Below are 24,212 nucleotides of genomic sequence, written 5' to 3' on the forward strand. Positions count from 1 at the left end.
GGTGAGGTAGCGCGGCGTTGTCGCTGTTGTGCCGCAGAGACGACGGGCCGCGGCGAGTGACGTCGCGACCCGACTGGCAGGGCGTCAGGGTGCGATGCGTACCAGCACCTTGCGCGCGCGTTCCGGATGGTTGTCGAGCAGGTCGATCGCGGACGGCATCTCCGCCAGCGCCACGCGGTGGCTGATCAGCGCCTTGGGATCGAGACGTCCAGCGGTTATCTGCGCGATCACCGACGGGAACCGACGGTTGTTGAGACGCGAGCCGACCAGCGTCAGCTCCTTCTTGATCACCTCCAACTGGATCAGGTCGCTCGGCGTCGGACTGAAACCGAGCAGGCCGATGCGTCCGGCGGGGCAAGCCATGCGCAGCATGGCCGGCAGCATTGCCGGAATGCAGGCGGCATCGGCGATCAGCGGAACGCCCTCGCCCGCGGTCGCTTCCGCAGGCGGTCTCGAGGTCGTTCTCGCGGCCGTTGATCACGTGGCTGGCGCCAAGTTCGCGAGCGCTCGCCAGGCGTGCGTCGAGAATATCGGTGACGATCACCTCCTCGATGCCCAGGGCGCGGGCCATCTGCAGCACGGTCAGCCCGATGACCCCGGCGCCGATCACCAGCAGGCGATCGCCCGGCTGCGGGTCCATACGGGCGAGCACGTTGGCGGCGATGGAGTAGGGCTCGACCAGGGCCGCGGTATCGAGCGCCAGCGCGTCGGGAACACGGTGGGCGTTGGCGGCGGGGACATTGACCTGCTCGGCAAAGCCGCCGCTGCGATGCACGCCGATCACCTGCATGGCACTGCAGACGTTGGGCCGGCCGATGCGGCAGGGATAGCAGCTGCCGCAGGCGACTACCGGGTCGACGCAGACCCGTTCGCCGATACGCGCGGCATCCACACCTGCGCCTACCGCACTGATCACCCCGGCGAACTCGTGGCCGGTGATCCGTGGGAACTGCACGAAGGCGTTGTCACCATGGATGATGTGCATGTCCGAGCCGCAGATACCGGCGTAGGCGACGTCGACGATCACCTCGCCCGCGGCGGCGTTGGGCGCTGGCTGCTCGGTGACCGCGAAGGCGTGCGGGGCGCTGACACGAAAGGCTTGCATCGATCTCTCCTCAAACTGGCGCGGTCTGCGCCGGCGCGGTTCGCCACGCGCCGTGGATGGCACCGCGCGTGTCAAGCGCGGCGCCTCTCACGTGTCGTGTTACCAGTGCCACAGGGTGCCGTCCTCGAGCCGGTTGACCGGCAGGCTGGCGGGTTTGTACGGGTAGCGGGCGGCGGCTTCCTCGTCGATGTCGACGCCATGGCCCGGCGACTCGCCGACCACGAAGTGCCCTGCCTCGAAGCGATAGTCATGGGGGAAGACGCTATCGGTCAGCGGGTCGTGGGGCATGTGTTCCTGAATACCGAAGTTGGGCACCCAGGTGTCGAAGTGAACCGCCGCGCCGAGGCACACCGGCGACAGATCCGTCGGCCCGTGGAAGCCGGTGCGCACGTGATAGAGCGAGGCGAAATCGGCGATCCGGCGCACGTGGGTGATACCGCCACCATGGGTCAGCGGCGTGCGGATATAGTCGATCCACTGGTTCTGGATCATCTCGCGGCAGTCATGGATCGAGTTGAACACCTCGCCGATGGCCAGCGGCGTGGTGGTGTGCTCGCGGATCAGGCGCAGGCTTTCCTGGTTCTCGGCCGGCACGCAATCTTCCAGCCAGAATAGATGGTAGGGCTCCACCGCCTTGCCCAGTCGCGCCGCTTCGATCGGGGTCAGGCGGTGGTGGACGTCGTGGAGCAGATGTAGCTCGTGGCCGAACTGCTCACGCACGGCGGCGAACAGCTCGGGCACGTGGTTGAGGTACTTCTCCGTGCTCCAGACGTGCTCGGCGGGCAGTTCGGCGTCCGCCGGCTCGTAGCGTTCGCCGTCGCGCTTGGCCACGCCGTAGATCGTCTCGATACCCGGCACGCCGGCCTGGACGCGCACCGCCTTGTAGCCCAGCTCGACGTGACGGGCGACCTCCGCGAGGCAGCTGTCGATCTCCTTGCCGGTGCAGTGGGCATAGGTCATCACCCGCTCGCGGCTCTTGCCGCCCAGGAGCTGGTAGAGCGGCATGCCGGCGGCCTTGCCCTTGATGTCCCACAGTGCCATGTCCACCGCACTGATCGCGCTCATGGTGACCGGGCCGCGACGCCAGTAGGCGCCACGATAGAGATACTGCCAGGTGTCCTCGATGCGGCTGGCGTCGCGGCCGATCAGCGCCGGTACCACGTGCTCCTGCAGATAGGCGACCACGGCCATTTCGCGGCCGTTCAAGGTGGCATCGCCGATGCCGTGAATGCCGGATTCGGTGACGAGCTTCAGGGTGACGAAGTTGCGTCCCGGGCAGGTGACGATGACGCGGGCGTCGATGATTTTCATGCGCTCTCCGGCGGCGGTAGCGGTCTGTTCAGCACGTGGCGAACAGCTCGGGATGGCGTTCGATCAGGCGTGGCAGCGAGGTCAGGAGCTCGCGCAGGTGCGCCTGGACTGCGCGCTCGGCGGCGGCGGCGGGTCGCGCTCGGCGATGGCGCCGACGATGCGCTCGTGCTGGGCCACCAGGGTCTCCAGCGGCGTGCCGTCGGGCATGCTGATGTAGCGCACACGGTCGAAGTGCGCCTTGACCTCTTCGGTGAAACGCCACGCCGAGGCGTGGCCGGCCTCGCGCGACAGCGTCTGGTGGAAGGCTTCGTCGAGCAGATAGAAGCTCGTAGTCGTCGCTGCCGAGAGTGCGCCGCTGGCGCTCGACCAGCTCGTGGAGCTCGTCGAGACCGCGTCGCGAGAGCCCCGACTCTGCCGCCGACTTGGCCACCGCGACCTCGATCGCTTCACACGTACGAAGCGTGCGCTGTAGACCGCCTGCGGCGAAATCTTGACCACGAAGGTGCCGCGCGGGGACGTACCTCGACCACCCCGCCTCGGAGAGGCGGATGAACGCCTCGCGCACCGGCTGGCGGCTGACCGCGAAGGTGTCGGCGATCTCCTTCTCCGACAACGCCTGGCCGGGGGCCAGCGTCAAGCGGATGATCGCCTGGCGCAGGGTGGCGTAGAGGCGCTGGCGGACCGGGCCGGTGGCGGCGTCTTCCCACAGGCTGTAGAGCGATTGGCTCACGGCGATCCTCGTCTGTATGGCTCGTCTCGAAGGTCGTGGCAGACGCCGTAACGGCATCGCCAGATGATCTTGTCTAACTAGTATGGTAGTTGTCGGTGGGATATGGCGATTCGACTTTCGGAGGCCCCGCGGCAGTGCGCATCACGTCACGTCTCGCCTTGCGCTGTCGTGAAGCCACAGTTTTCGCCGCGGTGGCCGATCTCTCCCAGGAGGGGCACAAGCCGGGGTAACGCGCGTGCCGTGAAGGGAGTCGGCCGAAGCGGGTCGCGAATAGGCTGAGAAGTGCTGAAAAAGAAGGTGCTGAAAAGAAGGTGCTGAAAAGGAAGCGCTGACAAGAGAGGAGATGACGCGATGGGAATCAACGATTGGCCAGCGGGGGAGCGCCCGCGCGAGAAGCTGCTGACGCTGGGCGCCTCGGCGCTCTCCGATGCCGAGCTGCTGGCGATCTTTCTGCGCGTCGGGGTCAAGGGGCGTTCGGCGGTCGACCTGGCGCGCGATCTACTCGCCAGCTTCGGCGGGTTGCGGGCGCTGCTGGAGGCGGATCGCCAGCGCTTCTGTGCCGAGCACGGGCTGGGCGAGGCCAAGTACGTCCAGCTGCAGGCGACGCTGGAGCTGTCGCGGCGCCATCTCGGCAGCCTGCTCGAGCGTGACGCCGCGCTCACTTCACCGACCCTGGTGCGCCGCTTTCTCAGCGCCCAGCTGCGTCATCTTCCCCACGAGGCGTTCGCGGCGCTGTTCCTGGACAACCAGCACCGGGTGATCCGCTTCGAGATTCTCGCCGAAGGCACGCTGGACGGCGCCTCGATCTATCCGCGCGAGGTGGCGCGTCGGGCGCTGGCCCACAACGCCGGTGCGCTGATCTTCGCCCACAACCACCCCTCCGGGATGGCCGAACCGAGTCAGTCGGACCGCCGGGTCACCGAGCGCCTGAGCGATGCGCTGGGGCTATTCGATATTCGCGTGCTCGACCACTTCGTGGTGGGCGACGGCGAGGTGATTTCGTTCGTCGAACGTGGCTGGCTGTGAGCGAGATGGCGGGGAAATCACGTGGGCTGATCGAAGGGAAAAAGCGCCCGCGCGCTTGCGGGGGGTTAGGGGGTCTGGTTAAAGTACGCCCTTTGAAACAGGGCAGAAGGCGGACGCCAGCCATTTTTCGTGGTTTGCCCGAGCTAACTCTGCACAACCCGCCAGTGGTCGGAGGCTTCCATGTCCCAAGTTTGTCAGGTTACCGGTAAGCGTCCGGTGACTGGTAATAACGTCTCGCACTCACAGCGCAAGACGCGTCGTCGTTTCGTGCCGAACCTGCACACCCATCGTTTCTGGGTCGAATCCGAGAAGCGTTTCGTCAAGCTGCGTATCTCCTCCAAGGGCATGCGCATCATCGACAAGAAAGGCATCGAAGCGGTGCTCAGCGACATCCGCAAGCGCGGCGCCAGCATTTAAGGAGTCTGAGAGATGCGTGACAAGATCAAGTTGGTGTCCAGTGCCGGTACCGGTCACTTCTACACCACCGCCAAGAACAAGCGTAACACCCCGGACAAGCTGGAATTCAAGAAGTACGATCCGGTCGTTCGCAAGCACGTCATCTACAAGGAAGCCAAGATCAAGTGATCTAGCTTTCCGCTGGTGCCAAAGTGCCAGCGCAGGAATGACAGTACGGAAAACCCGGTCCTCGACCGGGTTTTCTCGTTGGTGATGAACTCGTTAGTCACGAGCGGGTTTGTTATGGACCGGTTTGTGATGGACCGGTTTGTGATGGACCGGTTTGTGATGAAAGAACCGCGAGAACAGACGCATGCCCGAGCTTCCCGAAGTCGAGACTACCCGCCGCGGTATCGCGCCCCACGTCGAGGGTCGTGAGATCGTCGAGGTGATCGTGCGCAGCCGCAGCCTGCGTGTGCCGGTGCCGGTGGATCTGGAGTCGGCGCTGATCGGCGCACACTTCGGCGAGCTCGCGCGGCGCGCCAAGTACCTGCTGCTGCCGGTGGGTGATCGCTCGCTGCTGTGGCATCTGGGCATGTCCGGTAGCCTGCGTCTGGCGCGGGTGGGCGACCTGCCCAGGAAGCACGATCATGTCGACGTGGTGGTCGAGGGCGGCGCCATCCTGCGCTATCACGACCCGCGCCGCTTCGGTTTCGTCGACTGGCTGGCACCTGACGCCGCCAGCGACCCCAGGCTCGCGCGGCTGGGGCCGGAGCCGCTGTCGCCCGACTTCGACGGCGCGCGTCTCTACACCCTCTCGCGGGGGCGCCGGGCGGCGATCAAACCGTTCATCATGGATAACGCCGTGGTGGTGGGGGTGGGCAACATCTACGCCAGCGAGGCGCTGTTCATGGCCGGGATCGACCCGCGCCGCGCTGCCGGGCGCGTCTCGCGCGAGCGCTACGTGCGCCTGGCCGAGGCAATCAAGACGGTGCTGGCGGCGGCGATCACCCAGGGCGGCACCACGCTGCGCGATTTCGTCAGCGGCAGCGGCGAGCCCGGCTACTTCGCCCAGCGCCTCAACGTCTACGGTCGTGCTGGTGAGCCGTGCCGCGAGTGCGGCCATCTGCTGCGCCAGGTGACGCTGGGGCAGCGTGCCAGCGTCTACTGCCCGATCTGCCAGCGCTGAGCGCCTGGCCCCGATACTGTTAGAATGCGCCCCGATAATCCTTTGCTCATGGAGTCCTCCGTGCCCCAGACCCTGCGCCTCAAGAAGAACGCCGACCGCCGCCTCAAGGCGGGCCATCTGTGGCTCTACTCCAACGAGATCGATATCCAGGCCACGCCGCTGAAGGGGCTCGAGCCCGGCGCCCAGGCGGTGATCGAGGCCGCCAACGGCAAGCCGCTGGGGGTGGCCTACGTCAATCCGCACTCGCTGATCTGCGCCCGTGTGGTCTCGCGGGATGCCGACGTGCGCCTGGACCGTTCGCTGCTGGTGCATCGTTTCAATCAGGCCCTCGGCCTGCGCGAGCGGCTCTTCGCCAAGCCGTTCTACCGCCTGGTCCACGGCGAGGGTGATCTGCTGCCGGGGCTGATCGTCGATCGTTTCGACGACGTGCTGGTGGTGCAGCTCAACACCCTGGGCATGGAGCGGGTGCGCGACGAAGTGATCGCGGCGCTGGACAAGGTGCTGTCGCGCGGGCGATCGTGTTCAAGAACGACTCCAGCGGCCGCCGCCTCGAACAGCTCGAGTCGGAAGTGGCGGTGGTCCACGGCGAACTGCTGAGCAGGTGCTGCTGGAGGAGAACGGCGTGCGCTTCGTCGCGCCGGTGCTGGATGGCCAGAAGACCGGCTGGTTCTATGATCACCGCGCCAATCGTGCCTGGCTAACGGCCTGGTCGCCGGCAAGCGGGTGCTCGACCTGTTCAGCTACGTCGGCGGCTGGGGCGTGCAGGCGGCGCCCACGGCGCCAGCGAGGTGCTGCTGACGCCTCCGAGGCAGCACTCGAGCGGGTCGCCGAGAACGCCGCGCTCAACGGCCTGCACGAGCAGGTGGCGGTGGGCCACGGCGACGTGTTCGAGGCGCTGACCGCGCTGCGCGCCGAGGGTGAGCGCTTCGATGTGGTGGTGCTCGATCCGCCGGCCTTCATCAAGAAGCGCAAGGACATCACCAACGGCGAGCGCGCCTACGCGCGTCTGAACCGCGAGGCGATGCGCCTGCTCGGTCGCGATGGCCTGCTGCTGTCGGCGTCGTGCTCGATGCACCTGGCCGAGGAGCGCCTGGTCGAGTGCGTGCGCGGGGCCGTGCGCCACCAGGACCGCCATGGCCAGATCCTCTATCGCGGCGGCCAGGCCGGCGACCATCCGATCCACCCGGCAATCCCCGAGACCGCCTATCTCAAGGCGCTCGGTGTGCGTGTGTTCCGCAACTGAAGGGGCAGCGGGACGATGACGGCGCTTGTCTGTCTCTTTCGTCATCCCAATGTCTTGCTGGTGTGTCATGTTCGCAACGTCATCGACAGCGCGGGTATCGTCGTCGAGTTGCGTAACATGACCCTGGCCGGCGCCGCCGGCGAGTTGCCCATGGACCAGTGCGAGCCGCAGGTGTGGGTGGCCCGGGCCGACCACGAACGCGCTCGGGTGCTGCTGCGCGAGGCGCTGGGGGGGCCGGCCGATGTGCCCGCCGACTGGGTCTGCCCCGGCTGCGGCGAGCGCCTCGATGGCGCCTTCGATACCTGCTGGCAGTGCGCGACCCGGCGTCCGCCAGCCGCGGCGCCGCCTGCCTGACAGCTACTGCAGGAGAACGGCATGAGCTGGGATCTACCCCACCCCTTCCTCCTCGACATCGCAGTCGAGGCGAGCCATATCGACCACTACGGCCACGTCAACAACGCCGAGTATCTGCGCTGGGTCGAGCAGGCCAGCTGGGCCCACTCGCGGGCGCTGGGGCTGAGCCTCGACGACTACCGCGCGCTCGACCGAGGCATGGTGGTGCATCGCCACGAACTCGACTATCTCGCTCCGGCGTTCGAAGGCGATCGATTGCAGATCGCCACCTGGATCGTCGCCTGCGATGGCCGCCTGACGCTGACGCGGTGCTTCCAGCTGCGCCACGACGCGACCGGCGCCACGCTGCTGCGGGCACAGACTCGCTTTGCCTGTATCGAACTTTCCAGCGGCCGGCCGCGACGTATGCCGGCGCGCTTCGTCGAGGTCTACGGTGGGGCGGTGACGTCTCCGGCCATAAGCTAGATTTTTCTACTGTTTTACCTCTCGCGACGAGAATTTTCGTGGCGAGAGCGGCGCTATGCGCGATTTTTTCGTCTTTTTTTGTCTGGTATCCCGTCGTCAGCATGGCTGTGCTGTAATCCGCTCGATCCCCCCAATGACAAGTCACGATCGAGGAATCCGCCATGCATATCGGTGTCCCCAAGGAAATCAAGAACCATGAATATCGCGTCGCCCTGACCCCGGGCGGCGCGCGTGAACTTCTCGCCCGTGGCCATCGGGTGTCGGTCGAGGCGAGCGCCGGTGGCGGTGCCGGCTACCCCGACGACGCCTATCGTGAGGCCGGGGCGGAGATCGTCGATGACGTCGAGGTGCTGTGGCGCGAGGCCGAGGCGATTCTCAAGGTCAAGGAGCCCCAGGCGGTGGAGGTGGCAAGGCTGCGCCCGGGCCAGATCCTGTTCACCTATCTGCATCTGGCCGCGGAGGAGACGCTCACCCGCGGGCTGCTCGACAGCGGCGCCACCTGTATCGCCTACGAGACCATCACCGACGCCCAGGGCGGGCTGCCGCTGCTGGCGCCGATGAGCCGGGTCGCCGGACGCATGGCGATCCAGGCCGGTGCGCACAGTCTGGAGAAGGCTCAGGGTGGCGCCGGCATCCTGCTGCCGGGGGTACCCGGGGTGGCGCCAGCCAAGGTCAGCGTGATCGGCGGCGGCGTGGTCGGCGAGAACGCCGCGCGCATGGCGCTCGGTCTGGGCGCCGAGGTGACCATCCTCGACAAGTCGCTGGCGCGCCTCGAGGTGCTCGATCATCGTTACCAGGGTGCCATCCACACCGTCTACTCCACCGCCGAGACCCTGGAGCAGGCGATTCGGGAATCGGATCTGATCGTCGGCGCGGTGCTGGTGCCCGGCGCGGCGGCGCCCAAGCTGATCACCCGTGCCATGCTCGCCGAGATGAAGCCCGGCAGCGTGCTGGTCGACGTGGCGATCGACCAGGGCGGCTGTTTCGAGACCAGCCGTCCCACCACCCATGCCGAGCCGAGCTACATTGTCGATGGCATCGTCCACTACTGCGTGGCCAACATGCCGGGCGCGGTGGCGCGCACCTCCACCCAGGCGCTGACCAACGCCACCCTGCCGTTCGTCATCGCTCTGGCCGACAAGGGCTGGCAGCAGGCGCTGGCTGATGACGCCCATTTCCTCGCCGGGCTCAACGTCCACGCCGGCCAGTTGACCTACGCCGCAGTCGGTGAGGCGTTCGGCATCGACGCGGTCGACGCCGAGAGCTGTCTGCGCTGAGCGCGCTTCAGGCCATTTGCCTCCACCTGCGCCGATACCTGCGCCGCCGTCTGTGGCGGCGCCGTCGGTGTTGCCGGCTCGGCGTGCTCCTGAGCTCGGCGTTGGTGGCTGAGCCTTCGGCCCGCCAGCTACGCTGAGTGTGGCCGTCGTGTCTCGCATAGCGAGACGAATTCCCCCGCGTGTCTCGGTTATGCTCGGACGACATTCGCCGCCGAGCCATGACCGTGCCTGCCAGCCGTGATGCCTCCCATACGCCTTCGACCCTGCGCCATGTGATGGCGCTCTTGCGCGTGACCGCCGCCTGCGGTGCCCGCGGCGCGGGTATCAATGACTATCTCGACGCCACCGAGCTGAGCCGGCCGACCATCTATCGCCTGCTCAAAGGGCTGCGCGAGGAGGGCTTTCTGCGCCCGTCGCCGCTGCGTCATCGCTATCTGCTCGGCTACGAGCTGCTGGTGCTGGGGGCCGAGGCGGGCAATGGCGCCCAGCTGCGCGACCTGGCCCGGCCGCGACTGCTGGCGCTGGCCCAGCGCCTGGGCGGTAGCTTCTATCTGTTCGCCCACGATGGCCGGCACGCGGTGTGCCTGGAGATCCAGAATGGGGCCTATCCGGTGGGGGGCTTCGTGGCGTCCATCGGCGGGCGCGTACCGCTGGGCGTCGGCCAGGCCTCGATCGCGCTGCTGGCCTCGCTGGACGAGCGCGAGCGGGGGTGGATTCTGGAGGCCAATCGCGAATGTCTGGCGCGCGACTACGCCATCGATGTCGCCGCGGTGCGCCGCGAGATCGACTACTGCCATACCCACGGGCACGCCCGCGGGGTGGAGGGTTCGAGCCTGCCCGAGTTCACCGGGCTGGCGATGCCGCTGCTCGGCCCGGGTGAGCGCTGTCTCGGCGCCTTCAGCTGCTCGCTGCTCAAGTCGCGCCTGAGCGAGGCGCACCGCGCTACGCTGATCACCGCCATGGCCAGCGAGGTCGCCGGGCTGAACGCCGAGCTCCACGGTCTGCTGCAGCCGGAGTCCTGAACATGACGCTAGCCCCCCACCTGGCGCCGCATCTCGCCACCCATCCCTCCCATCGCAGCGCTTGCGGCTGGCAGGCACTGCTGCCGGCGCGCGCGCCCGGGCCGAGCCAGCGCGGCGACGAGCGCGCCGAGCTGGTGATCGTCGGCGCCGGCTATACCGGTGTCGCCGCCGCGCGGGCCTATCAGGCGCTGGCGCCCGAGCGGCGCGTGGTGGTGCTCGAGGCGGAGCGGGTGGGCGACGGCAGCCCGGGGCGCAACTCGGGCTTCATGCTGGAGATCGCGCTGGCCAACGATGCCAGCAGTGGGGCGCTGTCGCGCATGGCGACCCTCAACCGCCTCAGCCGCGAGGCGATGGCATCGCTCAAGGCGCTGGTCGATACCCACGCCATCGACTGCCAGCTGACCCGCAGTGGCACCTACCGGGCCGCCCGGGGCAGCGCCGGGCGCGCGGCGCTGACCAGCTACGCCGAGTTTCTGCACGCGGCGGGGCTCGATTACCGCCGCCTCGATCGCGCGGCCCTGGCCGAGCGCCTGGGCACCGACTACTACGCCGAGGGGCTCTACTCGCCGGACTGCTATCTGGTGCAGCCGGCGGCGCTGATTCGCGGGCTGGTGGCGGCGCTGCCACCGGCGGTTACCTGCTACGAGCAGAGCCCGGCGCTGTCACTGAACCGCGACGGCGACGGCTGGCGCGTGACCACCCCCGAGGGCGAGATCCGCACGCGCCAGGTGATGCTGGCCAACAACGCTTTTGCCCGCGCCCTGGGGGCCGACCGTTCGCGCCTTACCGCCATCTATACCTATGCCGCATTGACTGCGCCGCTGACGCCCGCCGACACCGCCGCGGTGGCCGGCATGCCCTGGGGGCTGTTACCGGCGCACCGGCTCGGCTGCACCCTGCGCACCACCGCCGACCGGCGCTTGATGATCCGCGCCCAGTACGACTACGAGCGCGAGCGCGACCCGGCCAAGGTGGCCGCCGGGCTGGCCGCGAGCCTGGCGGCGCGTTATCCGGCGCTGGCCGATGTCGGCTTCGAGCGAGTCTGGGGCGGCACCACCGGACTGACCTACAACGGTGCCCCGCTATGGGGCGAGATCGGCCCGGGGCTCTACGTCTCGGCGGGCTGCAACGGCGGCGGCATCGTCAAGGGTAGCGTGCTGGGCGAGGCGCTGGCGCGGCTGGCGCTGGGGCGGCCGGCGGAAGAGATCCCGGCGCTGTTCGGCCGCGCCAGCTGGATGCCACCGGCGCCGATTCGGCGCCTGGCGTTCGAAGCGATCCGCCGCGTGGAGCAGCGCCGCGGCCGCGACGAGACATAGGCGCCACGAGTGATGGTGCCCCCCACGTTCGACCAACAAAGGCGACCAACAGAGGCCGACTGACAGAGGTCGTTCGACAGAGTCCGACAGGCGCAAGACGACGATCCCGAATCGCCTAAATCGCCTAACCCGACCCCGGTTCGATAACAACATCAACAACACCCAAGGAGTCAGCATGGATCCGCAAATGCACTATGGGCTGCTCTCGCTGCTACCCGCCTGTCTCGCCATCGTCCTGGCCTTCGCCACCCGCAATACCGTGTTCTCGCTGGCCGTGGCCTGCGTGGTCGGGGTGTCGATCATGGGGCAGGGGCCTATGGGCTTTCCCACCTTGTTGAAGACCTCTCTGGGGACCACGGACTTCTCGTGGATCCTGCTGCTGGAGCTGTTCATCGGTACCGTGATCGCCTTCTTCCAGCGTACCGGGGCGATCCGCAACTTCACCGCCTGGGTCGAGGCGCGCGCGCTGTCGCGGGTGCGGGTCCAGCTGGTGGGCTGGTTCATGGGCATGTTCGTGTTCTTCAGCGACTACTTCAGCCCGCTGTTCGTCGGCTCCACCCTGCGCGGGCTCACCGACCGCTACCGCGTCTCGCGGGAGAAGCTGGCCTATATCGCCGACTCCACCTCGGCGCCGGTCAGTGTACTGGTGCCGATCACCGGCTGGGCGGTATTCATCTCGGGGCTCTTGATCGGCATGGGCCCGATCGACACTGCCGGGGAGGCCATGCAGGCGTTCGTCTACGCGGTGCCGTTCAATCTCTACGCCTGGCTCTCGGTGCTGGTGGTGGGGCTGGTGATCGTGGGCGTGGTGCCGCTGTTCGGCCCGCTCAAGCGCGCCGAGGCGCGTGCCCAGAACGAGGGCAAGGTGTTTCGTGACGGTGCCGATCCGCTGCTCGGCGAGGAGCTGACCGACCTGCAGCCGTTCGAGGGCGTGCGCACCCACCTGTTTCTCAACTTCGTGCTGCCGGTGCTGATCGTGATCGGCGTCGCCGTGAGCACCTTCGTGGTCATGGGCTCGGCCAAGACGATGGAGGCGTTCCTGGCCGCGGCGGTGGTGCTGGGGGTGATCATGCGGCTGCAGGGGATCCCGCTCAACGACATCATGAAGACCGCCACCGCTGGCATGAAAGGGGTGATGCCGGCGATTCTGATCCTGGCCCTGGCCTACTCGCTCAATCAGCTCTCCAAGGAGATGGGCACCGCCGGGTATATCGTCGAGATCAGCCGCGACTGGCTCTCGCCGACGCTGCTGCCGGCGATCACCTTCCTGCTCGCGGCGCTGATCGCCTTCGCCACCGGCTCCTCCTGGGGCACCTTCGCGATCATGATGCCGATCTCGGTACCGGTGGCCTTCGTCTTCACCGGCGATACGCTGACGCCGCTGGTCTACGCCACCATTGCTGCGGTGGCCGGCGGCGGGGTGTTCGGCGACCAATGCTCGCCGCTGTCGGATACCACGGTGCTCGCCTCGACCGGCTCCGCCTGCGATCACATGGACCATGTGCGCACCCAGATCCCCTACGCGCTGGCGGTGGCCTTGGTCTCCCTGGCGATCTATCTGCTGGTGGGCGTGACCCTGGTCGATATCGGTTGAGTCCTGGCCTGCCCGCACCTCGGCGGCGGGTACGGCGAGGCGGGTTCGCTAAGGCACGGGCGGCAAGGTAAACTGCCGCCATTCGCCATTTCCCGTCCACTCTCCCATCGATCGAAGAGTTCATGAGCCAGCGACGCGTTCTTACCGGCATCACCACCACGGGTACGCCGCATCTGGGCAACTATGTCGGCGCGATCAAGCCGGCGATCGCCGAGAGCCAGAATCCCGATGTCCAGTCCTACTATTTCCTCGCCGACCTGCATGCGCTGATCAAGGCGCAGGACCCGCAGCGGGTACAGCAGTCGCGGCTCGAGATCGCTGCCACCTGGCTGGCGCTGGGGCTGGATACCGATAACGCGATCTTCTATCGCCAATCCGACATCCACGAGATCCCCGAGCTCGCCTGGCTGCTCTCCTGCGTCTGCGCCAAGGGGCTGATGAACCGCTCCCACGCCTACAAGGCGGCGGTGGCGGAGAACGAGGAGGGCGGTGTCCCCGACCCGGATCGGGGCGTCACCATGGGACTGTTCGGCTATCCGGTGCTGATGGCCGCCGATATCCTGATGTTCAACGCCCACAAGGTGCCGGTGGGGCGCGACCAGATCCAGCATATCGAGATGGCCCGCGACATGGCGGGGCGCTTCAATCATATCTACAAGGGTGACTACTTCACCCTGCCCGAGGCGATTGTCGACGAGAAGGTCGAGGTGCTGCGCGGGCTCGACGGACGCAAGATGTCCAAGAGCTACGACAACACCATCCCGCTGTTCGTCTCGGCCAAGAAGCTGCAGAAGCTGGTACGCAAGATCAAGACCAACTCGCTGGAGCCGGGCGAGCCCAAGGACCCGGATACCTGCACCCTGTTCCAGATCTACAGCGCCTTCGCCACAGCCGAGGAGAGCGCCGACATGCGTCGCCGCTATGCCGAAGGGATCGGCTGGGGCGAAGCCAAGAACGAGGTGTTCGAGTACCTCGATGCGCACCTGAGTGGACCGCGCGAGCGCTATGAGGCGCTGATGAACGACCCCGGGCATATCGAACAGGTCCTGCAGCGTGGCGCCGAGCGCGCCCGCGCCGAAGCCAATACGCTGATGGAACGGCTGCGGGTTGCCGTGGGGCTGGGGCGCTTCCAGTAGCTCGGCTACCCGTCACTTCGTGGCGCCACACCCCGCTAACCCGACGAGCCGGCCCTGCGCCGGCTCGTTGTCGTCTGGGCATTCGGCAGGCGACGGCATCGATCGTGGTATATAACACTTTCGTCTATACAAAGAATATCTAGTCGTTTTCGAATTCCTGACCAAAAGACTAAGGTATCGGCCATTCGATTCCGGTCTAAAAAGGGATATCGCTTATGACGACATTGACACAAACCGCGCCGCCCGGGCTGGGGCGGCTCTCGCCCAAGGCGTGGCTCGCCGCGCTGCTGCTGGTGCTCGGTGCGCTCGCCGTGGGGCTCCTCGTCGGCGGCCGTCAGGGATGGCTGATGCTGATCGGCGGTGCCTTGGGGATCGTGCTCTACCACGCCTCCTTCGGCTTCACCTCGGCGTGGCGGGTGTTCATCACCGAGCGCCGCGGCCGCGGTCTGCGCGCGCAGATGGTCATGCTGGCGCTGGCGGTGGTGCTGTTCTTCCCCGCGCTGGGCGCGGGCACGCTCTTCGGCGAGCCGGTGCGGGGCTTCGTCTCGCCGATCGGGGTCTCGGTGATCGTCGGCGCCTTCCTCTTCGGTGTCGGCATGCAGCTCGGCGGCGGCTGCGCCTCGGGTACGCTGTTCACCGTCGGCGGTGGCAACGCGCGCATGCTGATCACGCTCGCTTTCTTCATCGTCGGTTCGGTGATCGGCACGGCGCATTTCGCCTGGTGGCAGAGCCTGCCGGCGTTCCAGCCCACCTCGATGATCGATCTGTTCGGCACTGGCGGCGGTATCGGCATGAGTCTCGCGCTGTTCGCGGCGATCGCGGGTCTGACCGTGGTGATGGAGAAACGCCGCCACGGCCAGCTCGAGCAGGCGCCACGGGTGCCCCATGGTGGTGCGCGCTGGCTCACCGGTCCGTGGCCGATCCTGGCCGGCGCCATCGGTCTGGCGCTGCTCAACTATCTGACCCTGGCGCTGGCCGGGCGCCCCTGGGGGATCACCTCGGCGTTCGCGCTGTGGGGCGCCAAGGCGTTCCAGGCGGTGGGCGGCGATGTCACCGCCTGGGGCTACTGGCAGAATCCCGCGCGCGCCGCCTCGCTCGACAGCAGCGTCTTCAGCGACATCACCACGGTGATGAACCTCGGCATCATCCTCGGCGCGGGTCTGGCGGCGTCGCTGGCCGGGCGCTTCGCCCCGAGCCTGCGCATTCCGCTGCGTTCGGTCGCCGCCGCGGTCATCGGCGGGCTGCTGCTGGGCTACGGCGCGCGGCTCGCCTTCGGCTGCAACATCGGCGCCTACTTCAGCGGCATCGCCTCGGGCAGCCTGCACGGCTGGCTGTGGCTGGTGGCCGCCTTCGCCGGCAACATGCTCGGCGTGCGGCTGCGTCCGCTGTTCTTCCCTGGTCCGGCCAGGCCGGTCGCTGCCAGCTGCTGAGAGGGTATTCACAAAATGCCTGCGCTCGCCGAATTTGTAACCACCCTCTGAGCGCGCTCGCCGAGCACCACCAAGCCCCGCCACGGCGGGGCTTTTGCGTGCCTGCTGACGCGCTCGCCGGGCGCCTGGCCGCGCCGGTACATGCCTTTGGCGCCGCCAAGTGGCATACTGGGCGACCCTCGACCGGCCACGGCCGGTTGCCCGCCCGCCAGGCTTCGCCGGTGGGTCGATAACGATAGCGCGCCACTCCCGGTCTGGCCCCGTTGCGGGGGGCAAGTTCGGTCCGGCCAGCGCTTTTCATCCGTAGGTCATCGCGAGAGCCGATTCATGTCCGATCACGCCAAGCGCCCCCTCTACATTCCCTATGCCGGCCCGACGCTGCTGGAGATGCCGCTGCTCAACAAGGGCAGCGCCTTCACCAGCGAAGAGCGGGTCGAGTTCAATCTGCTGGGGCTCTTGCCGCAGAACGTCGAGAGCATCGAGGAGCAGGTCGAGCGCGCCTATCGCCAGTACTCGCTGTGCCAGAACAATCTCGACAAGCACATCTATCTGCGCGGTATCCAGGACGACAACGAGACGCTGTTCTTCCGCCTGCTCGAGGAGCACCTCGAGGAGATGATGCCGATCATCTACACCCCGACGGTGGGCGAGGCGTGCGAGGAGTTCTCCAAGATCTATCGCAACCACCGCGGGCTGTTCATCTCCTATCCCGACCGCCACCGTATGGATGACATCCTGCGCAGTGCGACCAAGGACAAGGTGCGGGTGATCGTGGTCACCGACGGCGAGCGCATTCTGGGGCTCGGCGATCAGGGCATCGGCGGCATGGGTATCCCCATCGGCAAGCTCTCGCTCTACACCGCCTGCGGCGGTATCAGCCCGGCCTACACCCTGCCGATCACCCTCGACGTGGGTACCAACAACCAGAAGCTGCTCGACGACCCGATGTACATGGGCTGGCGCCACGAGCGTGTCTCGGCGGAGGAGTACGCCGAGTTCATCACCCTGTTCATGGAAGCGCTCAAGCGCCGCTGGCCCAACGTGCTGCTGCAGTTCGAGGACTTCGCGCTGACCAACGCCATGCCGCTGCTGGCGCGCTACCGCGACGAGCTGTGCTGCTTCAACGACGACATCCAGGGCACCGCGTCGGTGTGCGTGGCGACTCTGCTGGCTTCGTGCAAGGCCAAGAACGCCAAGCTCAGCGATCAGGTGATCACCTTCGCCGGCGCCGGTTCCGCCGGCTGCGGCATCGCCGAGCAGATCGTGGTGGCGATGACCCGCGAAGGGCTCTCCGAGGCCGAGGCGCGCAAGCGTATCTTCATGGTCGACAAGAACGGCCTGCTGACCACCGACATGGATGGCCTGCACGACTTCCAGCGGCGCCTGGCCCACGCCCCCGAGTCGCTCGATTTCGACGGCGATGCGCGTGCGCTGATCGACGTGGTGCGCAATGCCAAGCCGACCATCCTGATCGGCGTCTCGGGACAGCGCGGACTGTTCACCGAAGAGGTGATCACCACGCTCAACAGCCACTGCGAGAACCCGCTGGTGATGCCGCTCTCCAACCCGACCTCCAAGGTCGAGGCGACGCCGCAGGATGTACTCACCTGGACTCGCGGTCAGGCCATGGTCGCCACCGGCAGCCCGTTCGCGCCGGTAGAGATCGACGGGCGCCAGATTCCCATCGCCCAGTGCAACAACTCCTATATCTTCCCGGGCATCGGGCTTGGTGTGATTGCGGCCAACGCCAATCGCGTCACCGACAACATGCTGATGGCCGCTTCCAATGCGCTGGCCGAGAGCGCGCCGATCGTCAAGACCGGCGAAGGGGCGCTGCTGCCGTCGCTCGGCGATATCCGTGAGATCAGCCAGCAGATCGCCTTCGCCGTGGGCAAGCAGGCGCAGCAGGACGGCGTCGCGCTAAGCTCCAGCGATGAGGTGCTGTGGGAAGCGATCCACGGCCACTTCTGGTATCCGCGCTACCGTCAGTACCGTCGCCGCTCGATCTGAGCCCGGCAATCCGGGGTGTCCGTCGAAGCGGTCTTCGGCGCGTCCTCAAAGCGATATTCGGCGCGTCCCCTCGGGGGCGCGCCGTTCGTTTTGCATCACCTGCTAAGCGCTCATGGCCAAACCTTCTGACGATGGGCGCCGGAGGCAGGGCAAAGCGAGGGTCCTTTGCCAGGGATGGCAAAGGTAGCGCCCAGGGATGGGTTCACAGCGCCCTCGCGATGTCCTGTCGCCGGAGAAGCCCTCTTCATCTAACGGTTATCTACTGAAAGGCTTCCAAGCCCCGTCCCCGCGGCTTCTTGCCGGTCTGTTGCCGTCGTCAGCGGTTGTACTGCTGGTCGAAACTTCTCTTCGCTGATTACCAGGAAGTAGATGAACTCGAAGAAGGCGATCAGCGCCGGCACCAGAGTCCAGCAGAACAGCAGATAGATCAGGCCGACGATCGGCTGACCCAGGTAGAAGCGATGCACGCCGAAACCACCCAGGAAGAAGGCGAGGATCGCCGCGCTCCACTTGCTGCGTCCGCTCTTGGCGCCGCGCGCGACGGCGCCGCAGTTAGGACAGCTCCGGGCGCTCTCGTGGATCGGTTTGCCACAGCCGTGGCAGTAGATCATGCCGGCGGAGAGCGGCTGTGGCCGGGTGTCGACGTTTTGGGTCATGCGGGGGTTCCTATTGATGTTCCCTATGGATGAACTTGAGGGAAACGCTGAATAAATCGACGAGCGAGATGAAGCGCAAGGCGCATGGAACACAGAACACGAGACATAACATGGGGTTAGGTGAGTGTTCGAGTACCACGCAACGCAGCGATTCGCTCGCGCAGGCATTTATGCAGCGTTTCCTGAGCCGGCGCGGTCTTGGCCGCGATGTCCGGCCGCCAAGTCTAAGGGATCGGCGGCGGGCTCGACAGCGCCTCGTCGCCGCGGGTGCGTCGCGTCTCGCGGGTCACGCCTCGCGTTGGCACTGGGTCCACCACTCGGCGCCCTGGACGTCGACGAACAGGCTGTAGAGCGAGGTGGTCGCGGTGATGTAGAGACGCTGACCGTCACTGCCCGCCGAAGCACAGGTTGGAGACCGTCTCCGGAACCAGGATGCGCCCCAGCAGGGTGCCATCGGGGGCGAAGCAGTGGACCCCATCGGCTGCCGACGACCACAGGTTGCCCTCGCGGTCCACGCGCATGCCATCGGGCACCCCGGCGCCGATCTCGGCGAAGATGCCATCGTCTTCGAGCGTCTTGCCGTTCACTCGTCGGAAGCGGCGGATCACCGGGGCCACCGTGGGGTCGTGGGGGCACCGCTCTCGGCCACGTAGAGCAGGCGCTCGGCGGGAGAGAAACAGAGCCCGTTGGGCTGGACGAAGTCGCTGGCCACCGCGCTCAGGCTGCCATCCTCGGGGTCGAGACGGAAGACGTGGCGCGCGGGCTGCTCGGGATCGGCGCGGTAGCCCTCGAAGTTGGAGATCAGCCCATAGGTGGGGTCGGTGAACCAGATCGCCCCGTCGCGGCTCACCACCACGTCGTTGGGCGAATTGAGCCGCCCGCCGGCGTAGTGCGAGGCAAGCACTCGAACACGCCCATCGGGCTCGGTGCGTACCAGATCGCGGCTACCGTGGCGGCAGCTCACCAGGCGCCCCTGATTGTCGCGGGTGTTGCCGTTGTTGAAGCCGGTGCGCTCGCGGAAGGTGGTGATACCGTCGCGTGCCGACCACCGCAGCAGGCGCTGGCTGGGGATATCAGAAAATAGCAGGCACTGATGGTCACCGAACCATACCGGCCCCTCGGTCCAGGTGAAGCCGGTGGCCAGCCGGGTCAGCGGTGCCATGGGGTGAACCAGCCGCGCGAAGCGCGGGTCGTGGCTGTCGAGATGTTCAGGGGTGGGAATCATGTGCGGGTCTCCGGGCGTTGGCGGCGATCACGATACCGATGATGATCATGCCGGTCAGCATCATGCGCGCGCCGGCGTCGAAGCCGTAGGCGTTGAGCATCGACACCACCAGGAACATGAACAGGGCCGCACCCACACCCCGGGTACGTTGGAGAAGCCGCCGGCGATCGAGGTGCCGCCGATCACACCACGGCGATCGACAGCAGCAGGTACTGCTGCCCCATGTTGAGCGCAGCGCCGCCGGAGAAGCTCGCCAGCAGATAGCCGGTGAGCCCGGCCAGCAGCGCCACGCTGAGATAGGCACTGGCACGCACGCGCTCCACCGGTACCCCGGCGAGCCTTGCCGCGCGCGGATTCTGGCCGGTGGCGAGCAGACCAGCGCCCCCAGCCCGCGCTCCAGCAGCCACCACACGACCAGCGCCAGGAGCACGCCGATCAGCGCCACGTTGGGCACGCCAGGGTGCGCCCGGTGGCGAAGTCGGCCAGCGCCGCCGGCGGCTTGATACGCAGGCCGCGGTTGGACCAGATCGCCAGCGATTGATACAGCAGCGAGGCGGCGAGGGTGGCGATGATCGGCGGCAGACGCAGCAGCCGGATCAGCGCGAAGTTGGCCGCGCCGCAGCCAAGGCCCACCAGCAGGGCGACGCCCAGCCCCAGCAGTGCGGTACCGGGGGCGCCGTCCATGGCCTTGAGCGCCAGAGTGCCGGCCAGGGTCATGACCGCGGGGATCGAAAGATCGATATTGCCCGGCCCCAGGGTGATCACCAGCATCTGGCCGATGCCGACGATCGCCGCGAAGGCGCCGAACGAGAGCGCGGCGTAGAGCAGCCCACCCGCCTGGGCCGCACCGGAGAGCGCGATGGAGAGAGCGAAGACCGCGATGGCGGCGAGCCAGGCCCAGAGCCAGGGCCGCGAGATCAGGCTTTGCATGGCATCGATCCTTGCAGTGGAGATAGGGCGTGTGGAGAAAGCGCGCGTGGAGATAGGGCGTGTGGAGAAAGCGCGCGTGGAGAGGGCTGCGTGGAAAATGAGCGCATGGATAGAAGTCTCAAATCAGCGCTTCGCGGCGCGTGAACAGCAGGCGCGCGGCGAGCACCAGAATCAGCACCGCCCCCTGCGCACCGATCTGCCAGTCCGGCGAGATATGCATGAAGGCCAGCAGCGACCCCGCCAGCGACAGCGTCAGCGCCCCCAGCACCGCGCCGATCGGCGATACCCGGCCGCCGATGAACTCGCCGCCGCCGAGGATCACCCCGGCGATACTGAGCAGGGTATAGCTGGAGGCGACGCTGGCCCCGGACGAGGTGTAGAGCCCCACCAGGGTGAGGCCGGCAAGCACCCCGAAGACTCCGGCGAGGCCGTAGGTCAGCGCGTAGAGCCCGCTCAGGCGCCAGCCGGCGCGGGCCACCGAGCGCGAGTTGCCGCCCAGGCCGCGCAGCACCGTGCCGATCCCCGAGCGCATGATCAGCAGATGCGCCGCGGCGGCGATCAACAGCGCCGCCACCACCGCCATGGGTGCCAGCGGCGGCTTGACCGTCATCAGCGCACGCAGCCACTCCGGCGAGGTGCCGCCGGGGGCGGGCATGATCACCAGCGCCAGCCCGCCCCAGATGAACGACATGCCCAGGGTGACCACGATCGCCGGTAGCTCGAAGCGGTGGATCAGCGCCCCCAGGGCGGCGTAGGCGAGCACCAGGCCGGCCAGCGCCAGCCAGCCGAGCCAGGGGTGCTGCACCAGCAGGGTGGAGACGATGCACGCCACCAGGCTGACGAAGGCGCCCACCGAGAGGTCGATATCGTTGACCATGATCAGCAGCTGGCCGATGGTCGCCAGGGCGATGGGGATGGTCAGGTTGAATAGCAGGTTCAGCCCCAGATAGCTCATCGCCCGCTCCTGCAGGGCGAAGGTCGCGATCAGCAGCACGCTGAACGAGATGAGCGGCAGCAGCTTGCGCGGCGAGATCGAATGACGGGTCATCTCAGTTCTCCTGCATCTCGAACGAGGCGGCCAGGATGCGCTCTTCGTTGATCTCGGCGCCGCTCAGTTCTGCCGAGATCTTGCCGTCGCGGAAGACGAAGACGCGATCGCACTGGCATACCTCCTCGGTTTCGGTGGAGTACCACAGGAAAGTCCGGCCGGCGTCGGCCTCGGCGCGGATCAGCGCATAGACCTCCTGCTTGGTGCCGACATCGACCCCGCGCATGGGGTCGTCCATCACCACGATGGGGGCGCTCGACGCCAGCGCCCGGGCGAACAGCACCTTCTGCTGGTTGCCGCCGGAGAGCGAGGTGATGGGGTTGCCCAGGTCGTCGCTGCGGATGCCGATGCGCTGTTGCCACTCGCGCCCCAGCGTCGCCTCGGCGCGGCGATCCACCGCGCCGCGGTGGGCCCCGGCGGGCAGCACCGAGAGGCTCAGATTGCGCAGGATCGACCACAACGGCAGCACGCCGTCGCGGCCGCGGTCGCCGGCGACGAAGGCCATCCGGGGCTGGCGTGGGGCGCGCCAGCCGGAGGTGCCGGCAAAGTAGAGCTTGGCCAGGGCCTCGGCCTGGCCGTGGCCGGCGAGCCCGGCGAGGCCGACGATCTCGCCACGCCGCGCGCTGAGCCCGGCAGCGTCTTCGATCACCGTCGCGCTCGCGGCCCCGGCCGAGACGCTGCCCTCGGCATGCCGGCGCTGTTCAGCGCTCGGTGCGTGCTGGGCCACATGGCCCATGGCGTCGACCAGCGAGTCGCGGTCGAAGTCCTGGCTTGCACGCTCGGCCACCACGCGACCGTCCTGCATCACCACGATGCGGCTGGCTACGCGGAAGATCTCGCCCAGCATGTGCGAGATGAACACCACCGTGCCGCCCTCGGCGCAGAAGCGCTCGACGTAGGCCAGCAACTGCTCGGCGATACCCGCATCCAGCGACGAGGTGGGCTCGTCGAGGATCACCAGCCGCGCCTGGCCGCCGCGCGGGGCGAAGCCGATGGCGATCTCGATCATCTGACGCTGGGCGATGGAGAGGGTGTCGACCCGGGCGTCGGTGTCGATACCGTGGCCGGGAAACACCTGGTCCAGGCTGGTACGGATTTCGGCCCCGGCGCGGCGGCGCCAGCCCAGCCCCTTGAGCGTGGGGTGGGCGATGCGCAGGTTCTCGGCCGCACTCAGATTGGGGCACAGCGAGAGCTCCTGGAACACCGAGCGGATGGCGCTGCCGCGACCGCCGCGGGTTACATGGCTGTCGATCTCGCCGCGGCTCGGCTTGAGCGTGCCGTTGATCAGATTGACCAGGGTCGATTTGCCGGCGCCGTTGTGGCCCACCAGCCCGACGCATTCGCCGGGGGTCAGGGTGAGGTCGATGCCATCGATCGCCCTGACCGCACCGAACTGCTTGTGCACGCCGCGCAGGGCGACCACGGCTTCGACCGGCTGAGACGTGTTCATGGCTGGATCTCCTGGGCGGCGGACGGGTTCTTGGCCTGGTCCGTGGCGGGGGCGGTGTTCGGCTGGGTACTCGCCGCCTGCGTGTCCCGGGCCTGCTGGATCAGCCGCTCGACATCGGCGCGGGTGAAGATCTGGTCGGCCACCGAGCCCTTGGGCGTATGCGCCAGCACCTCGGAGAGTTCGTCCTGGCGGATGTGGTAGAGCGGTACGGTCAGGTGCTTGGGCACGTCCTCGCCGGCGAGAATGCGCTGGGCCACCCAGAAGGCGACCATGGCGATGCCGGGGGCGTTGGAGATGGCGATGCTCTGGTAGCCGTTTTTGCGGTGCTGTTCGGCCCACCACGCCAGCTCGTCCTGGGCGTTGGAGAAGATGATCACCGGCATCTCGCGCTGCGAGGCGCGGAACGCCTGGGCCACGCCGTAGGCCTCGCCGCCCTGGTTGAGCACGCCGTCGATGTGCGGCAGCGAGGGCAGCACTCCGGCCACCGCCTGCTGGGTCACGTCCTGGGCCCAGTCGCCCTCCACCGAGGAGACGATGTGCAGCTTGGGGTAGTGCTTGAGCTCGTCGACGATGCCCTGGTGCAGGTCGTCATCGACGAAGGTGCCCGGCAGCCCACGCACCTCGAGCAGGTTGGCACCGTCGGGGAAGCGCTTGGCCATGTAGTCGACCTGCTCGCGGCCCCACTCATGGAAGTCGTTGACGATCTTCCAGGCGCAGGGGGCGGTGACGATGCCGTCGAACGAGACCACCACCACGCCGGCGTCGCACGCCTCCTGCACTGCACCGTTGAGGGCGGTGGTCGAGGCGGCGTCGATCACGATGGCGTCGTAGCCCTGCAGGATCAGGTTCTGGATCTGGGCGGCCTGATCGGTGGGCTGGTTCTCGCCGATGGTGAAGGCGTCGGCGGCGGCGACCACGCCGGTCTTGACCGCGGGTGCGGTCTGCGCCTGCCAGGCCGCGAGCATCTGCTGGCGCCAGGCGTTGCCGGCGTAGTTGTTGGAGAGCGCGATGCGCTTGTCCGCGGTCGCACTCGTTCGCGGGCTGGCTTTGGGTCTGGCCTGCGGCCTGGGCCTGGGCCTGGGCAGGGCTTGGGGGCGTGGCCGCTGCCTCGTCGCCGGTATCGGCGTGCGCGGCGAGGGCCGCGGCGCTCAGGGCCAGCCCCAGCAGGCCCGCACGCCAGCGCCGGTTGTCGTTATCAGGGGTCATGCTCGGCTCCCATCTCTTCTGCCGCTTGCCGGCGCGATCGGGTCGCACTGGCGGTGCGGACATCGCCCTCTGGCGGGGCGTGGTATCGGACGC

General features: G+C 67.5%; 26 protein-coding genes and 2 pseudogenes. 15 read left to right on the forward strand and 13 right to left on the reverse strand.

The genetic code is table 11. The features are described 5' to 3' along the window. Window positions 1-84: 84 nt before the first annotated feature. The 4 genes and pseudogenes from CN538_RS10755 to CN538_RS22795 form a co-directional block, all read right to left on the reverse strand. Window positions 85-1,105, reverse strand: a pseudogene (locus CN538_RS10755) (Zn-dependent oxidoreductase). 99 nt (window positions 1,106-1,204) lie between these two features. Then, window positions 1,205-2,416, reverse strand: a complete 1,212-nt coding sequence (gene manD / locus CN538_RS10760; protein WP_106419418.1) for a D-mannonate dehydratase ManD — start codon at window positions 2,414-2,416, stop codon at window positions 1,205-1,207. Window positions 2,417-2,497: 81 nt separating this feature from the next. Then, window positions 2,498-2,914 carry an FCD domain-containing protein gene (locus tag CN538_RS22790; RefSeq protein WP_106419419.1) on the reverse strand — a complete coding sequence of 139 codons (417 nt, stop codon included), beginning with the start codon at window positions 2,912-2,914 and terminating at the stop codon, window positions 2,498-2,500. A gap of 88 nt (window positions 2,915-3,002) precedes the next feature. Continuing rightward, window positions 3,003-3,203 (reverse strand): annotated as a pseudogene (locus CN538_RS22795) (hypothetical protein); the annotation flags it as partial. A 294-nt stretch (window positions 3,204-3,497) separates the two neighbouring features. On the opposite strand from CN538_RS22795, the gene radC reads away from it, so the two are divergent. From radC to CN538_RS10845, 15 genes are all read left to right on the forward strand, one after another. Continuing rightward, window positions 3,498-4,172 carry a RadC family protein gene (radC, locus tag CN538_RS10775; RefSeq protein ID WP_106419420.1) on the forward strand — a complete coding sequence of 225 codons (675 nt, stop codon included), beginning with the start codon at window positions 3,498-3,500 and terminating at the stop codon, window positions 4,170-4,172. Between the two features lie 180 nt (window positions 4,173-4,352). Then, window positions 4,353-4,589 (forward strand): 50S ribosomal protein L28, encoded by a 237-nt coding sequence (gene rpmB / locus CN538_RS10780; RefSeq protein WP_106419421.1) that lies wholly within the window; start codon window positions 4,353-4,355, stop codon window positions 4,587-4,589. A gap of 12 nt (window positions 4,590-4,601) precedes the next feature. Next, window positions 4,602-4,757, forward strand: a complete 156-nt coding sequence (rpmG, locus tag CN538_RS10785; protein ID WP_035472447.1) for a 50S ribosomal protein L33 — start codon at window positions 4,602-4,604, stop codon at window positions 4,755-4,757. Window positions 4,758-4,941: 184 nt separating this feature from the next. After that, the gene (gene mutM / locus CN538_RS10790; protein WP_106419422.1) at window positions 4,942-5,757 is read left to right on the forward strand and encodes a bifunctional DNA-formamidopyrimidine glycosylase/DNA-(apurinic or apyrimidinic site) lyase; all 816 of its coding nucleotides are present in this window, start codon (window positions 4,942-4,944) and stop codon (window positions 5,755-5,757) included. A 60-nt stretch (window positions 5,758-5,817) separates the two neighbouring features. After that, window positions 5,818-6,354: a class I SAM-dependent rRNA methyltransferase gene (locus CN538_RS22800; RefSeq protein ID WP_106419423.1), complete on the forward strand. Its 537-nt coding sequence runs from the start codon at window positions 5,818-5,820 to the stop codon at window positions 6,352-6,354. Window positions 6,355-6,358: 4 nt separating this feature from the next. Beyond that, window positions 6,359-7,000, forward strand: coding sequence for a class I SAM-dependent rRNA methyltransferase (locus CN538_RS22805; protein ID WP_106419424.1), 642 nt, complete (start codon window positions 6,359-6,361; stop codon window positions 6,998-7,000). A gap of 15 nt (window positions 7,001-7,015) precedes the next feature. After that, entirely contained in the window at window positions 7,016-7,354 is a 339-nt protein-coding gene (locus CN538_RS10805; RefSeq protein ID WP_106419425.1) for a putative signal transducing protein, read from the forward strand. A gap of 21 nt (window positions 7,355-7,375) precedes the next feature. After that, entirely contained in the window at window positions 7,376-7,819 is a 444-nt protein-coding gene (locus tag CN538_RS10810) for an acyl-CoA thioesterase (protein WP_106419426.1), read from the forward strand. A 161-nt stretch (window positions 7,820-7,980) separates the two neighbouring features. Continuing rightward, window positions 7,981-9,096 carry an alanine dehydrogenase gene (gene ald, locus CN538_RS10815; RefSeq protein ID WP_106419427.1) on the forward strand — a complete coding sequence of 372 codons (1,116 nt, stop codon included), beginning with the start codon at window positions 7,981-7,983 and terminating at the stop codon, window positions 9,094-9,096. Between the two features lie 224 nt (window positions 9,097-9,320). Further along, window positions 9,321-10,118 (forward strand): IclR family transcriptional regulator, encoded by a 798-nt coding sequence (locus tag CN538_RS10820; RefSeq protein WP_242494995.1) that lies wholly within the window; start codon window positions 9,321-9,323, stop codon window positions 10,116-10,118. 2 nt (window positions 10,119-10,120) lie between these two features. After that, a complete protein-coding gene (locus CN538_RS10825; RefSeq protein WP_106419429.1) occupies window positions 10,121-11,434 on the forward strand; it encodes an NAD(P)/FAD-dependent oxidoreductase in 1,314 nt (437 codons plus the stop codon). A 175-nt stretch (window positions 11,435-11,609) separates the two neighbouring features. After that, window positions 11,610-13,028 (forward strand): Na+/H+ antiporter NhaC family protein, encoded by a 1,419-nt coding sequence (locus tag CN538_RS10830; RefSeq protein WP_106419430.1) that lies wholly within the window; start codon window positions 11,610-11,612, stop codon window positions 13,026-13,028. A 122-nt stretch (window positions 13,029-13,150) separates the two neighbouring features. Next, window positions 13,151-14,164 carry a tryptophan--tRNA ligase gene (locus CN538_RS10835; protein ID WP_106419431.1) on the forward strand — a complete coding sequence of 338 codons (1,014 nt, stop codon included), beginning with the start codon at window positions 13,151-13,153 and terminating at the stop codon, window positions 14,162-14,164. Between the two features lie 215 nt (window positions 14,165-14,379). After that, the gene (locus CN538_RS10840; protein ID WP_106419432.1) at window positions 14,380-15,594 is read left to right on the forward strand and encodes a YeeE/YedE family protein; all 1,215 of its coding nucleotides are present in this window, start codon (window positions 14,380-14,382) and stop codon (window positions 15,592-15,594) included. Between the two features lie 327 nt (window positions 15,595-15,921). Then, window positions 15,922-17,604: an NAD-dependent malic enzyme gene (locus CN538_RS10845; protein ID WP_106419433.1), complete on the forward strand. Its 1,683-nt coding sequence runs from the start codon at window positions 15,922-15,924 to the stop codon at window positions 17,602-17,604. Window positions 17,605-17,852: 248 nt separating this feature from the next. Here the strand turns inward: CN538_RS10845 and CN538_RS10850 are convergent, their stop codons facing one another. The 9 genes from CN538_RS10850 to CN538_RS10880 all read right to left on the reverse strand — a co-directional run bounded on the left by CN538_RS10850 (window position 17,853) and on the right by CN538_RS10880 (window position 24,034). Then, window positions 17,853-18,260 carry a TM2 domain-containing protein gene (locus tag CN538_RS10850; RefSeq protein ID WP_106419434.1) on the reverse strand — a complete coding sequence of 136 codons (408 nt, stop codon included), beginning with the start codon at window positions 18,258-18,260 and terminating at the stop codon, window positions 17,853-17,855. 386 nt (window positions 18,261-18,646) lie between these two features. Beyond that, the gene (locus tag CN538_RS24405) at window positions 18,647-18,877 is read right to left on the reverse strand and encodes an SMP-30/gluconolactonase/LRE family protein (RefSeq protein WP_207233465.1); all 231 of its coding nucleotides are present in this window, start codon (window positions 18,875-18,877) and stop codon (window positions 18,647-18,649) included. Continuing rightward, window positions 18,865-19,485, reverse strand: a complete 621-nt coding sequence (locus CN538_RS10860; protein ID WP_207233466.1) for an SMP-30/gluconolactonase/LRE family protein — start codon at window positions 19,483-19,485, stop codon at window positions 18,865-18,867. Before CN538_RS10860 ends, CN538_RS24405 begins: the two co-directional genes overlap by 13 nt. After that, complete coding sequence (locus CN538_RS21100; RefSeq protein WP_207233467.1) at window positions 19,469-19,621, reverse strand: hypothetical protein; 153 nt, start codon at window positions 19,619-19,621, stop codon at window positions 19,469-19,471. The genes CN538_RS10860 and CN538_RS21100 overlap by 17 nt, the downstream gene beginning before the upstream one ends. Before the next feature lie 46 nt (window positions 19,622-19,667). After that, on the reverse strand, window positions 19,668-19,895 hold the full coding sequence (locus tag CN538_RS21105) for an ABC transporter permease subunit (protein WP_207233468.1): 228 nt from the start codon (window positions 19,893-19,895) through the stop codon (window positions 19,668-19,670). 25 nt (window positions 19,896-19,920) lie between these two features. Then, window positions 19,921-20,415, reverse strand: coding sequence for an ABC transporter permease (locus CN538_RS21110; protein WP_207233469.1), 495 nt, complete (start codon window positions 20,413-20,415; stop codon window positions 19,921-19,923). 118 nt (window positions 20,416-20,533) lie between these two features. Then, complete coding sequence (locus CN538_RS10870; protein WP_106419435.1) at window positions 20,534-21,463, reverse strand: ABC transporter permease; 930 nt, start codon at window positions 21,461-21,463, stop codon at window positions 20,534-20,536. Between the two features lies 1 nt (window position 21,464). After that, window positions 21,465-22,913 (reverse strand): sugar ABC transporter ATP-binding protein, encoded by a 1,449-nt coding sequence (locus CN538_RS10875; RefSeq protein WP_106419436.1) that lies wholly within the window; start codon window positions 22,911-22,913, stop codon window positions 21,465-21,467. Then, window positions 22,910-24,034 carry an ABC transporter substrate-binding protein gene (locus CN538_RS10880; protein ID WP_340638332.1) on the reverse strand — a complete coding sequence of 375 codons (1,125 nt, stop codon included), beginning with the start codon at window positions 24,032-24,034 and terminating at the stop codon, window positions 22,910-22,912. The genes CN538_RS10875 and CN538_RS10880 overlap by 4 nt, the downstream gene beginning before the upstream one ends. Window positions 24,035-24,212: the final 178 nt, after the last annotated feature.

The organism is Salinicola tamaricis (genome assembly GCF_003006155.1).
Lineage (GTDB): Bacteria > Pseudomonadota > Gammaproteobacteria > Pseudomonadales > Halomonadaceae > Salinicola > Salinicola tamaricis.